Annotated in this window: 18 protein-coding genes; 13 read left to right on the forward strand and 5 right to left on the reverse strand. The window is 70.5% G+C overall.

The annotated features are described in order from the left end of the window. Positions 1-647: RDD family protein (locus tag TR46_RS22475; protein ID WP_161790179.1), on the forward strand; the 647-nt coding region annotated here is incomplete at its 5' end. A 70-nt stretch (positions 648-717) separates the two neighbouring features. Next, a complete protein-coding gene (locus TR46_RS22480) occupies positions 718-1,350 on the forward strand; it encodes an RDD family protein (protein WP_042404240.1) in 633 nt (210 codons plus the stop codon). 69 nt (positions 1,351-1,419) lie between these two features. Here TR46_RS22480 and TR46_RS22485 read toward each other — a convergent pair whose 3' ends face one another. The 3 genes from TR46_RS22485 to TR46_RS22495 form a co-directional block, all read right to left on the reverse strand. Continuing rightward, entirely contained in the window at positions 1,420-1,701 is a 282-nt protein-coding gene (locus TR46_RS22485) for a hypothetical protein (protein ID WP_052433007.1), read from the reverse strand. Positions 1,702-2,044: 343 nt separating this feature from the next. After that, positions 2,045-2,638, reverse strand: coding sequence for a nicotinamidase (locus TR46_RS22490; RefSeq protein ID WP_042404243.1), 594 nt, complete (start codon positions 2,636-2,638; stop codon positions 2,045-2,047). A gap of 162 nt (positions 2,639-2,800) precedes the next feature. Beyond that, positions 2,801-4,144 (reverse strand): nicotinate phosphoribosyltransferase, encoded by a 1,344-nt coding sequence (locus TR46_RS22495; protein WP_042404244.1) that lies wholly within the window; start codon positions 4,142-4,144, stop codon positions 2,801-2,803. A gap of 104 nt (positions 4,145-4,248) precedes the next feature. Between TR46_RS22495 and clpS the strand changes: the two genes are divergently transcribed. The 8 genes from clpS to TR46_RS22530 all read left to right on the forward strand — a co-directional run bounded on the left by clpS (position 4,249) and on the right by TR46_RS22530 (position 8,985). Beyond that, positions 4,249-4,575, forward strand: a complete 327-nt coding sequence (gene clpS / locus TR46_RS22500) for an ATP-dependent Clp protease adapter ClpS (RefSeq protein ID WP_084718838.1) — start codon at positions 4,249-4,251, stop codon at positions 4,573-4,575. Between the two features lie 95 nt (positions 4,576-4,670). Further along, positions 4,671-5,267 carry a DUF2017 domain-containing protein gene (locus TR46_RS22505; RefSeq protein ID WP_042404249.1) on the forward strand — a complete coding sequence of 199 codons (597 nt, stop codon included), beginning with the start codon at positions 4,671-4,673 and terminating at the stop codon, positions 5,265-5,267. A gap of 177 nt (positions 5,268-5,444) precedes the next feature. Next, complete coding sequence (locus TR46_RS22510) at positions 5,445-5,873, forward strand: M67 family metallopeptidase (protein ID WP_042404251.1); 429 nt, start codon at positions 5,445-5,447, stop codon at positions 5,871-5,873. A gap of 144 nt (positions 5,874-6,017) precedes the next feature. Beyond that, complete coding sequence (locus TR46_RS45340; protein WP_369406004.1) at positions 6,018-6,122, forward strand: putative leader peptide; 105 nt, start codon at positions 6,018-6,020, stop codon at positions 6,120-6,122. A gap of 171 nt (positions 6,123-6,293) precedes the next feature. Then, positions 6,294-6,572 (forward strand): MoaD/ThiS family protein, encoded by a 279-nt coding sequence (locus TR46_RS22515; protein ID WP_042404254.1) that lies wholly within the window; start codon positions 6,294-6,296, stop codon positions 6,570-6,572. Then, complete coding sequence (locus TR46_RS22520; RefSeq protein ID WP_042404256.1) at positions 6,572-7,558, forward strand: PLP-dependent cysteine synthase family protein; 987 nt, start codon at positions 6,572-6,574, stop codon at positions 7,556-7,558. The genes TR46_RS22515 and TR46_RS22520 overlap by 1 nt, the downstream gene beginning before the upstream one ends. Positions 7,559-7,805: 247 nt before the next feature. Further along, entirely contained in the window at positions 7,806-8,006 is a 201-nt protein-coding gene (locus TR46_RS22525; RefSeq protein ID WP_042404258.1) for a MarR family transcriptional regulator, read from the forward strand. A gap of 232 nt (positions 8,007-8,238) precedes the next feature. Beyond that, a complete protein-coding gene (locus TR46_RS22530) occupies positions 8,239-8,985 on the forward strand; it encodes an MBL fold metallo-hydrolase (RefSeq protein WP_042404260.1) in 747 nt (248 codons plus the stop codon). Positions 8,986-9,093: 108 nt separating this feature from the next. Here the strand turns inward: TR46_RS22530 and TR46_RS22535 are convergent, their stop codons facing one another. Both TR46_RS22535 and TR46_RS22540 read right to left on the reverse strand, forming a co-directional pair. Beyond that, on the reverse strand, positions 9,094-10,326 hold the full coding sequence (locus TR46_RS22535) for a PTS transporter subunit EIIC (protein ID WP_042404262.1): 1,233 nt from the start codon (positions 10,324-10,326) through the stop codon (positions 9,094-9,096). A 187-nt stretch (positions 10,327-10,513) separates the two neighbouring features. After that, a complete protein-coding gene (locus TR46_RS22540; protein ID WP_042404264.1) occupies positions 10,514-11,770 on the reverse strand; it encodes a PTS transporter subunit EIIC in 1,257 nt (418 codons plus the stop codon). A gap of 336 nt (positions 11,771-12,106) precedes the next feature. On the opposite strand from TR46_RS22540, the gene TR46_RS22545 reads away from it, so the two are divergent. From TR46_RS22545 to rdgB, 3 genes are all read left to right on the forward strand, one after another. Continuing rightward, on the forward strand, positions 12,107-12,343 hold the full coding sequence (locus TR46_RS22545; protein ID WP_030260490.1) for a PTS sugar transporter subunit IIB: 237 nt from the start codon (positions 12,107-12,109) through the stop codon (positions 12,341-12,343). A gap of 277 nt (positions 12,344-12,620) precedes the next feature. Further along, positions 12,621-13,346: a ribonuclease PH gene (rph, locus tag TR46_RS22550; protein WP_042404265.1), complete on the forward strand. Its 726-nt coding sequence runs from the start codon at positions 12,621-12,623 to the stop codon at positions 13,344-13,346. 8 nt (positions 13,347-13,354) lie between these two features. Next, positions 13,355-13,969, forward strand: a complete 615-nt coding sequence (gene rdgB / locus TR46_RS22555) for an RdgB/HAM1 family non-canonical purine NTP pyrophosphatase (RefSeq protein ID WP_042404345.1) — start codon at positions 13,355-13,357, stop codon at positions 13,967-13,969. The last annotated feature ends 64 nt before the right edge of the window (positions 13,970-14,033 follow it).

Genomic DNA, 14,033 nt, shown 5'->3' on the forward strand with positions numbered 1-14,033 from the left:
GCGCCCCCGCGCCGCGCAAGCCCTCCCCGGCCACCCCCGCAGCGACCCCCGTCCGCACCGTCGGCCTCGCAGCTTCCGGCGCCGCTGCCGGCGCCGCCGCGGCGTCGCGGGCCGGTGCCGGGCGGGTGCGGCCGATGGAGCCGCGCCCCGCCCTGCTGATCCGCCGTCTGGGTGCCCGACTGCTGGACACTGCCGTGCTCGTGGGTGCGGTGTCCGTGGTCGGGGTCCCGCTGGTGCAGCAGGCGTCGCAGCACCTCCGTGACAAGATCGACGCGGCCCGCACGCTGTCCGGACAGACCCAGGTCTGGCTGGTGGACCCCACGGTGCTGGGGGACGCCGCGCTGCTGCTGATCGCGGTGCTGGTGGTCGGATTCGTCTATGAGGCGCTGCCCACCGCGGCGTGGGGCCGCACCCTCGGCAAGGCGCTGTTCGGGCTGCGGGTGGTGGACCGGCGGTCCAAGCGGCCCCCGGCGCTGGCGCGTTCCCTGGTCCGCTGGCTCACCTATCAGCTGTCGATGCTGCTGCTGGTCGGTGTGTTCGGTCTGCTAAGGGGTCTGACGGACCGTCCGTGGCGGCGCGGCTGGCACGACCGGGCGGGGCGCACGCTGGTGGCGGCTGCAAAGACCCGGGCGGCCAGAAGGACCTGATGTGACCCATGTGCACGACATGCGGGGTCAGGTCCTGATCTGTTGCCATATCAGATGATCTACTCGTGGTATGACCACGCCCGAGCCGCCCGGCGAGCCGACACCGCCGTCGTTCGAGAAGCCCGCCACCGGCGGCTCACCGTACGACCAGCCCACGTCAGAGCAGCAGCCCACGTCGCCCTACGGCGAGAACCCGTACGCCGACAACCCGTACGGCAATGCCCAGCCGTACTACGACCCCACCCGTGACCCCACCGGCACCGTGCACAGCGGGATGCCGCCGCTGGGAGGGCTCGGGTACCGGCTGCTCGCCAGGATCATCGACGGCATCCTGGTGGCGATCGTCGGGACCCCGTTCTATGTGATCGCGGCGGCCGCCAAGAACAACGACCGGACCATGTCCACCTTTGTGGCCGAGACCGCGCTGCTGCTGATCTACTTCATCTACGAGGGCCTGATGCTGACCCTGGCGGGTGGTCAGACCCTCGGGAAGAAGGCCATGAAGATCCGGGTGGCGATGCTCGCGGACGGCTCGGCCCCGGCGGGCAGCCCCGGGTGGATCCGGGCGGCGGTGTACTCGCTGCCGAACATCGTCTGCTGCGTCTGGCAACTGGTCAATGTGCTGTGGTGCACCTGGGACCGCCCGTACCGGCAGTGCCTGCACGACAAGGCGGCGAGGACCGTGGTCGTGAAGGTGGTCTGACTCCGGTGGCCGGTATGCCTGGAGCGCCCGCCCCGTACATCGGGGACGGGCGCTCCAGGCACACCGGCTTCAGCCGCGCGCGCTCTCACGCTCCCGCTCGATCGACTCCACCGGCGGGGCCGAGGCGGGACGGCCGCCGGCCACCATGCGGCTCTGCGTCGGTTTGGCCCCGCGCCGGGCGGGCGCGGTTATCGCCAGGGCGAGGGCGATGGTGCCGAGGGTCAATCCGAGGATCATCAGCAGGCTGATCGCCAGCAGGCTGTGGGTGCCGGAGGCGGCGAGGAGGGCGACCGTGGCTACGACCACCGCGAGCGTGCCGTAGCAGATCTGGGCCGGTGTCAGACGTGGCATGGCTGTTCCGTCCTTGGGCTTCGGGGCTGCGGGCCGGGGGGTCGGACTCCGCTGAAGGGGGCCTGAAGTTGCTGCCGCTCGGGCTTTCCGGTACGGGTGGCACGGGGGGCCGCCTCCCGGAAAATTGGAGCCGTGTTCATCAGCTGAAATACCCGGGTCGGTGACCGATGACGCCCAGCCTAACCTCACTTGGGGAGGCACAGGGGGCGCATCGGCTCATCGAAAGGGCGGAAGGTTCCCTCTGGCACATGCCGCGGGCCCCCTCGCGCGCCCCATCCGCCGCCGTGCGCCCCACCCCGCTCAACCACCGCACCCGTGGAGCCAGTTGGACGCTCCTGCGGAGTCAGTCGGCCAGCACCACCGGCGTCCCGGTGAGGGTCACCCCGGCGTCCTTCAGCTGCTTGAGCGCCGTCTCGGTGGACTCCTCGCCCACGCCGGCCGTCAGGTCCAGCAGCACCCTGGTGGTGAACCCCTCCCGGGCCGCGTCCAGCGCGGTGGCCCGCACGCAGTGGTCGGTGGCGATGCCGACCACGTCCACCTCGGTCACCCCGCGCTGCCGGAGCCAGTCGGCCAGCGACACCCCGTGCTCGTCCGCGCCCTCGAACCCGCTGTACGCGGCGGCAAACGCGCCCTTGTCGAACACCGCTTCGATCGCACCGGAGGTGACGGTGGGTGCGAAGTTCGGGTGGAAGCCGACCCCCTCGGTCCCGGCCACGCAGTGCACCGGCCAGCTGGTGGCGAAGTCGGGGGTCGCCGAGAAGTGGCCGCCCGGGTCGATGTGGTGGTCGCGGGTGGCCACCACATGGGCGTATCCGGCGGTGGACTCGGCGACCAGGTCGGTGATCGAGGCGGCGACCTCGGATCCTCCGGCCACCGGGAGGCTGCCGCCCTCGCAGAAGTCGTTCTGCACGTCGACGACGATCAGTGCGCGGTGCATGGCTCTCCTAAGAGCTGTGCCGGGAGGGTGCGGGGTGTTGCAACGAGAGTAGGGAGCGCCGCGCGTTCTTGCGAGGGGGAGGCGCCGTCCGCGTCCGCGGACGCCACGGGGACGCCACGGGACGCCACCATGCGGAGGCGGGGCGCCCGGTTGTCATCCCGGCTACAGACCGCGCTCGGCCGGGACCAGGTAGTCGGTCGGGACGACCGGTTCGCCCTTGGACAACTGGGTGGCCGAGATCGGCAGTTGGGCGCGTGACCGCAGGTGCCGCTCGCGCGCGGCGAGCAGCGGCTCGCGGCCGACCACGGTGCCGCCGGCGATCAGCGGGATCTGCAGCAGCCGGTCGGCCAGCTCGGTCGGCACCGGTCCGGTGCCGACCACCTCGGCCTCGGCCACGCCGTCCTGGTCCAGTCGGCGCGCGCCCCACTTGCGCCCCCCGCGGCTGGTCTTGCCCCCGGCGGAACGTTTCGCCACCGGGACCAGCGGCGCGGCCGGGTCGTCCGAGGCGGCCCGGGCCACCAGCTTGTAGACCATCGCGCAGGTCGGCTGCCCGCTGCCGGTGACCAGCGAGGTGCCCACCCCGTAGCCGTCCACCGGGGCGCTGCCGAGCGCGGCGATGGCGTACTCGTCCAGGTCGCTGGTGACGGTGATCCGGGTCTTCTCCGCGCCCAGCTCGTCCAGCTGCCGGCGCACCCGGTGGGCCAGCATCAGCAGGTCGCCGGAGTCGATCCGGACCGCGCCCAGCTCGGGCCCGGCCACTTCGATCGCCGTGCGGACGGCCTCGGCCAGGTCGTAGGTGTCGATCAGCAGGGTGGTGCCGCGTCCCATGCTCTCGATCTGGGCGGTGAAGGCGTCCCGCTCGCTGTCGTGCAGCAGTGTGAAGGCGTGCGCGCTGGTGCCGGCGGTGGGCAGGCCGTACCGGAACCCGGCCTGGAGGTCGGAGGTGGCCGAGAAGCCGGCCACGTACGCGGCGCGGGCCGCCGAGACGGCCGCCTGCTCGTGCGCCCTGCGCGCGCCCATCTCGATCAGCGGGCGGCTGCCGGCGGCCGCGGACATCCGGGAGGCGGCGGCGGCGATCGCCGAGTCGTGGTTGAGGATCGAAAGGATCACCGTCTCCAGGATCACCGCCTCGGCGAAGCTGCCCTCGACCACCATCAGCGGCGAGCCGGGGAAGTAGCACTCGCCCTCGCCGTAGCCGCGGATGTCGCCGCTGAAGCGGTAGTCGGCCAGCCAGGCGAGGGTGGCGTCGTCGACGACCGCCTGGTCGGAGAGCCAGTCGAGCTGCGGGGTGTCGAAGCGGAAGGCCTCCACCGCGTCCAGCACCCGGCCGGTGCCGGCCACCACGCCGTAGCGGCGGCCCTCGGGCAGCCGGCGGGTGAAGACCTCGAACACCGAGCGGCGGCGAGCAGCCCCGCTCCGCAGCGCGGCCTGCAGCATGGTGAGCTCGTACCGGTCGGTGAGCAGCGCGGTGGACTGCGCTGGCGCAGTCATCTGGGCGGCGTCCATACGATGATGCTAGCGCCATCTCGTCAGTTTGACGATTTCTCTCCGGCGGGCTGCCCCGGATCGCTTGTGATTCCCCCGGATGGCAGCATTGGAGTGTCCCGAAAATGTTTAGGCAGGGGAGTCACATCGTGAGCGTCGCGCCGGTCGAGATCGAGCGCACCGAGTGGGACACGTCCTCGCAGGAGACGCCGTCCCCGGACACCCCCTGGGTCACCGTCGTCCACAATGACCCGGTCAATCTGATGAGTTACGTCGAGTACGTCTTCCAGTCCTACTTCGGCTACCCCAAGGACAAGGCGCGGAAGCTGATGATGGACGTGCACCACAAGGGGCGCGCCTCCGTCTCCAGCGGCAGTCGCGAGGAGATGGAGCGGGACGTCCAGGCGATGCACGGCTACGGTCTCTGGGCGACGCTGCAGCACGACAGGTGACGTACGCTCAGGCCGCTCGGCGTTCGCTTTCCGTTGATGCTCCTGCTCCGCCTCCTGAACCACAGCCGATGACTGAAAGGCGCCACGGACCCCTCATGGCCGGACTGTTCAAACCCGCTCGCCACGGTGGCGCGTCACTCACCCTCGACCCGGTGGAGGTGTCCATCCTGCGCAATCTCTCCGTCCAGATGCTGGAACTCCTCGGTCCGGGGGACGAGCCGGAGGCGGACGAGGACCCGCTGGCCAGGCTGTTCGCAGAGGGTCCCAGCAAGGCGCCGGAGGATCCGGCACTGGCCCGGCTGTTCCCCGACGCCTACACGGCGGGGGAGGACTACGGCGAGGGCGAGGACGCCGGTGAGCTGTCGGCCGAGTTCCGCCGCTTCACCGAGAACGACCTGCGGGCCCGCAAGCGCGACGACGCCCTGGCCGTGGTCCGCAGCCTGGACGGGGCCGGCAGCGACCGCAAGGGCCGCAGCCAGGTCCAGCTGGACAAGGACGGCTGCACGCACTGGCTCGGCGGGCTGAACGACCTGCGGCTCACACTGGGCAGCCGACTGGAGGTCAGCGACGACCCGGAGGAGGCCGAGGCGATGTACCGCCTTCCGGACGAGGACCCGCGCAAGCCGCTGATGATGGCGTACCTCTGGCTCGGCGGGCTGCAGGAGACGCTGATCGAGGCCATGGCCCGCTGAGCGCGGGGCGCGCGGTGCCGGGGCGGGTGATGCCGGGCGGGTGATGCCGGGGCAAAGCGGTACCGGTGTCGGCGGTGCCGGGGCGGGAGATGCCGGTGCGGGAGATGCCGGGCCGGGAGATGCCGGGCCGGGCGGGTCCGGGCGGGGGCGCCGCGGGAGCCTGCTTATCCTGGCGCCATGCTGACCATCACCCGAGCCCTGCACGACGCGATCGTCGCCCACGCCCGCGCCGACCACCCCGACGAGGCCTGCGGCGTCGTCGCCGGCCCCGCCGGGACCGACCGGCCCGAGCGGTTCATCCCGATGCTGAACGCCGCCCGCTCGCCCACCTTCTACGAGTTCGACTCGGGTGACCTGCTCAAGCTCTACCGCGAGATGGACGACCGGGACGAGGAGCCGGTGGTCGTCTACCACTCGCACACCGCCACCGAGGCCTACCCCTCCCGCACCGACGTCTCCTACGCCTCCGAGCCGGGCGCCCACTACGTGCTGGTGTCCACGGCGGACAGCGGCAGCGACGAGGGGCCGTTCCAGTTCCGGTCGTTCCGCATTGTGGACGGCGAGATCACAGAGGAAGACGTCGAGGTCGTCGAGGACTACGCCTGAGCGGGCCGGCGGACGCCCCCGGAGCCCCCCGAGAGGCCTCCGGGGGCGCTGCGGTGGGACGGCGGTCCCGAAAAGTGAGATCCGACCATCCACTGAGTGGGACGGGCATCCCTTTTGGGGGTCGGGAATCTATACGATGAGCCCATGCGTTCCCTCGATGTGAGCACTCCAGCCCCAGGCATCCGCCTCGTGGCACGGCTGCACGTCGACCTGTGCCGCCTCGCCAGCGCGATCTGTCAGCCCAGCTGAGCCCGCACAGCGCCGCTGTCCGCACGACTCCGCCGACCCGCGGTCCGACTCCGCGGTTCGGCTCTGCCGTTCGACTCCGTGCCCGCGCAGTCCGCGCCAAGGCCGGGCGGCATCGCACGCCTTCCCCACCGACAGCCCCTCCCTCTCCCACTCCACAGGAGCGCAGCAGCCATGGCCATCGAGGTCCGCATCCCCACCATCCTCCGCACCTACACCGACGGCGCCAAGGCGGTCGAAGGCAACGGCGCCACCCTGGACGCGCTCTTCGCCGACCTCGACGCCCGCCACCCCGGCATCCGCGCCCGCCTGGTGGACGCCGGCGAGCTGCGCCGCTTCGTCAACGTCTACCTGAACGACGAGGACGTCCGCTTCCTGGACGGCATCAACACCGCGCTCGGCGACAACGACAACGTCACCATCCTCCCCGCCGTCGCCGGCGGGTCCGTCTGATGAAGTACGACACCCCCCTCGAAGCCGTCGGCAACACCCCGCTGGTCGGCCTGCCGCGCCTCTCTGCAGCCATCCCCGGCAATCTGGGCAGTGACGGGCACGGGGCGGGTGCCGTACGCCTCTGGGCCAAGCTGGAGGACCGCAACCCGACCGGCTCGATCAAGGACCGCCCGGCACTGCACATGATCGAGCGGGCCGAGGCCGACGGCCGGCTCACCCCGGGCTGCACGATCCTGGAGCCGACCAGCGGCAACACCGGCATCTCGCTCGCCATGGCGGCCAAGCTCAAGGGCTACCGGATGGTCTGCGTGATGCCGGAGAACACCAGCGAGGAGCGGCGCGAGCTGCTGCGCATGTGGGGCGCCGAGGTCATCCCGTCCCCGGCTGCCGGCGGCTCCAACACGGCCGTCCGGGTCGCCAAGGAGCTCGCCGCCGAACACCCCGACTGGGTGATGCTCTACCAGTACGGCAACCCCGACAACGCGGGCGCGCACTACGCCACCACCGGCCCGGAGATCCTCGCCGACCTGCCGACGGTCACCCACTTCGTGGCCGGCCTCGGCACCACCGGCACCCTGATGGGCGTCGGCCGCTACCTGCGCGAGAAGGTCCCCGGCGTCACCATCGTCGCCGCCGAACCGCGCTACGACGACCTGGTCTACGGGCTGCGCAACCTGGACGAGGGCTTCGTCCCCGAGCTGTACGACGCCTCGGTGCTCTCCACCCGCTTCTCGGTCGGCTCGGCGGACGCCGTCCGGGGCACCCGTGACCTGCTCCAGCAGGAGGGCATCTTCGCCGGGGTCTCCACCGGCGCGATCCTGCACGCCGCCCTGGGCGTCGGCCGCAAGGCCGCGAAGGCGGGCGAGCGCGCCGACATCGTCTTCGTCGTGGCGGACGGGGGCTGGAAGTACCTCTCCACCGGCATCTACACCGCGGCCACCACCGAGGACGCGGTCGAGGCGCTGCAGGGCCAGCTCTGGGCCTGACCGATCCGCGGACCGGGCGGCCCGCGGGCCCGCCCGTGCCGTGCCGACAGCGGCCCCCACCTGTGTGACACGGGTGGGGGCCTTCTGTTTATCCGTTTCCTGATCCAGAACCGTCACAGAACGTCGACAGGGAACGATCAGCGAGCCACTCCGTCGTTGGGCCCGGAAAAGGTTGAGAACGATTCAGCCGACCAGCGGGTGAGAACCCGTCAGACCTGGTCACGCGTCCAGCCGGAGGAGGTACGGGATGAGTCCTCGTAATGGAGAGCTCTGGTCCTACACCGAGATCGCCGCTCATATCGGCGTCAAGCCAGAGACTGTGAAGTCCTACCGGCGTCACGGCATGCTGCCCGACCCGGACGTCGTCACCGTCCTGGGCCAGCCGCGCTGGTACTCCGCGACGATCAGAGCCTGGAGCTCCCGCCGCCCGCACAGCCGCGACAAATAGCGCCGGAGTGGTCAGCGGGGCGCCGGAGGGCGCCGGGAGGTGCCGGGAGCCGGCGGGAGGACGACGGCAGGCGGCAGGAGGCGGCGCACACGGGTACGGGGGGAGCGTGCAGCTCCCCCCGTACTGGTGATTCCGACCACAACCGGCCCCGCGCACAGCGGCGGAGGCTTAACGCCGCCTTACTCTCGACTCTCAGTGGTGGGACATTGAACGAACCGGCGGAGGAAGCGGCATGCAACTGACCGTGGTGGGAAGCTCGGGGAGCTTTCCGTCAGCCGACTCGCCCTGCTCCTGCTACCTGGTCGAGGCCGAGGGCTATCGGATGGTCATGGACCTGGGCAACGGCTCGCTCGGTGCGCTGCAGAAGTACACCGGGCTGTACGACATCGACGCCGTCCTGCTCAGCCATCTGCACGCGGACCACTGCGTGGACATGTGCGCGTACTACGTGGCCCGGAACTACCGGGTCGGCGGCTGCCCCGACCCGCTCCCCGTCTACGGCCCGCACGGCACCCCGGAGCGGCTGGCCCGCGCGTACGACATGGACGAGCACCCCGGGATGAAGGAGGTCTTCGACTTCCGCACGCTGCGGAACGGCGCCTTCACCCTCGGGCCCTTCACCGTCACCGCGACGCGGGTCGCCCATCCGGTCGAGGCCTTCGCCTTCCGGGTGGAGCAGGGCGGCCGCGCGTTCGTCTACTCCGGCGACACCGGCCCGTGCGAGGAGCTGGTCGAGCTGGCCCGGGGGGCGGACCTGCTGCTCAGCGAGGCCGCCTTCACCGACGGCAAGGAATCCATCCCCGACCTGCACCTCAACGGCCGGGAGGCCGGCGAGCACGCCGCCCGGGCCGGCGTCGGCCGCCTGATCCTCACCCACATCCCCCCGTGGACCGACCCGGAGCGGAACCGCGGCGACGCCGCAGCGGCCTTCGGCGGCCCGGTCGAGCTGGCCCGGCCTGGGGACGTCTACGCGTTCTGACACCGCCTCCGGGCTGAAGCCGGCGTGAGTCCGGTCCGCACCCGCGGTGCGGACCGGACCCTCGCCGGCTCGGCGCTTCCTCGGTCCGATGCCGTCGGACCTGGTCGATCACGCCTTGGTGATGTCCTCGATCTCCTCCTCGGGCTCGCGGCCCGGGGTGGCGAGGTTGAACCTGGTGATCGCGAAGCGGAACAGCACGTAGTACAGCGCCGCGAAGACCAGGCCGATCGGGATGATCATCCAGGGCTTGGTGGCCAGGTTCCAGTTGAGCAGGTAGTCCAGCAGACCGGCGGAGAAGGTGAAGCCGGCGTGCACGCCCAGCATCCAGGTCACCGCCATCGAGACACCGGTGAGCAGCGCGTGGATCCCGTAGAGGACCGGGGCGATGAACATGAACGAGAACTCGATGGGCTCGGTCACACCGGTGACGAACGCCGTCAGGCCGACCGAGAGCATCATGCCGGCGACGGCCTTGCGGCGCTCCGGGCGGGCGGTGTGCACGATGGCGAGCGCGGCGGCCGGGAGGCCGAACATCATGATCGGGAAGAAGCCCGACATGAACTGGCCGGCGTGCGGGTCGCCCGCGAAGAAGCGGTTCAGGTCCCCGTGGACACCGTGGTAGGTGCCGACCTGCTGCCAGAAGAAGGTGTTGACGAACTGGTGCATGCCGATCGGCAGCAGCAGGCGGTTGACGACACCGAAGATGCCGGCGCCGACGCCGCCGAGGCTGATCAGCCAGTTGCTGAAGTGGTCCAGGCCGCTGCCGACCGGGCCCCAGGTGAGGCCGAAGAAGACGCCCACCAGGGTGCCGATGAAGGCCATCTGGATCGGGACCAGGCGGCGGCCGTTGAAGAAGCCGAGCCAGTCCACCAGTTTGGTGCGGTGGAACTTCTGCCACATGACGGCGCTGAGCAGGCCGATCACGATGCCGCCGAGGACGCCCGGGTCCTGCGGGGTGCCGGCCGGGTTGGCGGCGGTGACCGAGCCGGAGGCCGGGAAGGCCGTCAGCACGTTGTGGTAGACGAGGAAGCCCACGATCGCGGCGAGCGCGGTGGATCCGTCCGCCTTCTTGGCGAAGCCGATGGCCACGCCGATGCAGAAGAGCAGCGCCATGTTCGAGAACACGCCGTTGCCGGCGGCGGCGAAGACGGCTGCGACCTTGCCCCAGTGGAGGCCCTTGTCGCCGAAGACGTCGGGCTGGCCGAGGCGCAGCAGGATGCCGGCTGCGGGGAGGACTGCGATGGGCAGCTGCAGGCTTCGCCCGACCTTCTGGAGGCCCTGGAAAAAGGCTGAGCCCCGCTTCTTCGCGGGGGCCACCGGGACGGCGGTGGTCGAGCTCATAGGGTGTTCCTTCGCGCTAAGTGGTCTACACCACTGGGTGGTGTAGACCACTTTTAGCACGGGCTCAACTGCATGTGGAGCCTTGTGTTCCAGTTGTGATGTTCGGGTGCATGGCACGTCAGAGGCCCTCGGCGGGGGTGCGCCGGGGGCCTCTGCGGGTGTGTGCGCCGTGCCGGGTGCCGCGGCGCTACTTGATGACTTCCGCCTCCAGGTCGTCCGCGTCGTCCTCGCGGCCAGGGGTCTTCAGGTTGAACTTGGTGATCACGAATCTGAAGACCGAGTAGTAGATCACCGCGAACACCAGCCCGATCGGGATGATCAGCCATGGTTTCGTGGCCAGACTCCAGTTGATGACGTAGTCGATCAGTCCGGCCGAGAAGCTGAAGCCGTCGTGGACGCCCAGCCCCCAGGTCACCGCCATGGACACACCCGTGAGGACCGCGTGGATGCCGTAGAGCACCGGGGCGATGTAGAGGAACGAGTACTCGATCGGCTCGGTGACGCCGGTGACGAAGGAGGTCAGGCCGACGGAGATCATCAGGCCCATCACCTCCTTGCGGCGGTGCGGCTTGGCGCAGTGCGCGATCGCGATCGCCGCGGCGGGCAGTGCGAACATCATGATCGGGAAGAAGCCGGAGGTGAACTGACCCGCTGTCGGGTCGCCGGCCAGGAAGCGGTTGATGTCACCGTGGACCATGGTGCCGTCCGGTTTGGTGTAGTCCCCGAACTGGAACCAGAAGAAGACGTTCAGGAACTGGTGCAGACCGAAGACCAGCAGCACGCGGTTGGCCACACCGAAGATGCCGGAGCCGGTGGCGCCCAGGTTGGTGATGCTGTTGGCGAAGCTGTCGAGTCCGCGTCCGACCGGCGGCCACACCCAGAGGCAGAGCACCGCGAAGACCAGGGCCACCCCGGCCATGATGATCGGGACCAGTCGGCGGCCGTTGAAGAAGCCGAGCCAGTCGACCAGCTTCACCCGGTGGAAGCGCTGCCAGAGGTAGGCCGACAGCAGGCCGATGATGATGCCGCCGAAGACGCCGGGGTTCTGGAACGTCGGCGCGGTGTAGACGCCGTTGGTCACGACACCCTTGGTGGCCGGGAACTGGTGCAGGACGCCGTAGTAGACCAGGAAGCCGGCCACGGCGGCGAGCGCGGTGGAGCCGTCGGCCTTCTTGGCCATGCCGATCGCCACACCGACGGCGAAGAGGAGGGGGAGGCCGAGCGAACCGTCGAGGAGTGCGCCGCCGGCGCCGCCGAAGACCTTCACCAGGTTCTCCGGGAAGCCCCAACTGGTGTGGATGTCGTCCTGGCCGAGGCGGTTGAGGATACCGGCGGCGGGGAGGACCGCGATCGGCAGTTGCAGGCTGCGGCCCATCTTCTGCAGGCCGCTGATCAGGCCTTGCCACCACGGCGCCCCGGGGGCGGCGGCATTCGCCGAACTCATGCACTCTCCTCGTCGAGCTCGCCGGTCCACTGCGCGTCCACGACACGTCCACTGCGTGTCCACTGCGGGCTGACCGGGTCCGCCCCCGACGCCCTTTTGGCAGACACCCAAAATTGGTGTAGACCAGTTGTGCGCGAGCTCGCCCGCGACGACAGCCGCAACGACAGCGGGGACCAAAGTCCCGTTGTCGTCATCCTGGGTGAGCAGGGTGATCTTCGCGCGCGAAGTTGGGCCAACCGTGCGTTACCGTGTCAATGCGGACCAAGAGGACGCTCCGTGCCGGAGCTCCTCCCCAGGTCGGGCACACGGCCCACGGCCGAGAACAGGAGAACAACGATGGCCACGAAGGCTGAGAAGATCGTCGCGGGGCTCGGCGGCATCGACAACATCGAAGAGGTCGAAGGCTGCATCACCCGGCTGCGCACCGAGGTCAAGGACGCCTCCCTCATCGACGAGGCCGCCCTCAAGGCCGCCGGCGCGCACGGCGTCGTCAAGATGGGCACCGCGATCCAGGTCGTCATCGGCACCGACGCCGACCCCATCGCCGCCGACATCGAGGACATGATGGAGTAACGCTCCGTCACCTGATCGGCCTGCTTGATCGGCCTGCTTGATCGGCCTGTCTGATCGGCCACCTGGACTGCCCTTCGCGAGGGGCGCCGCCGGCGGCCCGCGCCGCCCGGCCGACCGCACGACCGGTCGGCCCGGGTGGAGCGCGGGCCGCCGGCATGTCCGGGGCGCAGCCGGGATCCAGCTGCCGACTCGTGCTGCCGCCGAATCAGGGCCGCTCTCCGCGGCCCGAACGCGGGCCGTATGCGGGCGGCATCCGGCAACGGATAGGGTCGGATCCATGACACGCAACGACGGCCGCGGCCTCGACCAGCTCCGCCCCATCACCATCGAGCGGGGCTGGAGCAAGCACGCCGAGGGCTCGGTACTGGTCTCCTTCGGGGACACCAGGGTGCTGTGCACCGCCAGCGTCACCGAGGGCGTCCCGCGCTGGCGCCGCGGCAGCGGCGAGGGATGGGTCACCGGCGAGTACGCGATGCTGCCCCGCGCCACCAACACCCGCAACGACCGCGAGTCCGTCCGCGGCAAGATCGGCGGACGCACCCATGAGATCAGCCGCCTGATCGGCCGTTCGCTGCGCGGCGTGGTCGACACCCGCGCGCTGTCCGAGAACACCATCGCCATCGACTGCGACGTCCTCCAGGCCGATGGCGGCACCCGTACCGCCGCCATCACCGGCGCCTATGTCGCACTGGTCGACGCGGTGCGCTGGGCCCAGGAGAAGAAGATCACGCGGGCCAAGGCCGAACCGATCGTCGGATCCGTGAGCGCGGTCAGCGTCGGCATCGTCGGCGGACTGCCCATGCTCGACCTCAACTACGAGGAGGACGTGCGCGCCGAGACCGACATGAACATCGTCTGCACCGGCGACGGGAAGTTCGTCGAGGTCCAGGGCACGGCGGAGGGCGCCCCCTTCGACCGGGCGCTGCTCGACCAGCTGCTGGACCTGGGACAGCTGGGCTGCGCCGAGCTGGAGGAGATCCAGCGCAAGGTCCTGGAAGGGTGACGGCTGCGGTGACTGCTGAACCTCGACTCATCCTCGCCACCCGCAACGCGGGCAAGGTCGTGGAGCTGCGGACGATCCTGGGCGACGCCGGTCTGGGCGTCGAACTCGTCGGCGCCGACGCCTACCCGGAGATTCCCGACGTCGTCGAGACCGGGGTGACCTTCGCGGAGAACGCACTGCTCAAGGCGCATGCGCTGGCGCGGGCCACCGGGCTCCCGGCCGTCGCGGACGACTCCGGCCTCTGCGTCGACGTACTCGGCGGCGCCCCCGGCATCTTCTCCGCCCGCTGGGCCGGACGGCACGGCGACGACAAGGCCAACCTGGACCTGCTGCTCGCCCAACTGGGGGACATCGCCCCACCCCACCGCGCCGCCCACTTCGCCTGCGCCGCCGCCCTCGCCCTCCCGGACGGCACCGAACGAGTCGTCATGGGCCGCCTGCGCGGCACCCTGCGGTTCGAGCCGGTCGGCACCAACGGCTTCGGCTACGACCCGATCCTCCAGCCCGACGGCTACGACATCACCTGCGCAGAACTCACCCCGGACGAGAAGAACGCCATCAGCCACCGCGGCCAGGCCTTCCGCGGCCTGGTCCCCGCGGTACGCGAACTGGTCCACGCCTGAGCCGAGCGGCACTCAGCGGCGGCGGCGGCGCGGCGCCCACCCCGCGAGGCCGTCCGCGACCGGC

Source organism: Streptacidiphilus carbonis (assembly GCF_000787775.1).
Lineage (GTDB): Bacteria > Actinomycetota > Actinomycetes > Streptomycetales > Streptomycetaceae > Streptacidiphilus > Streptacidiphilus carbonis.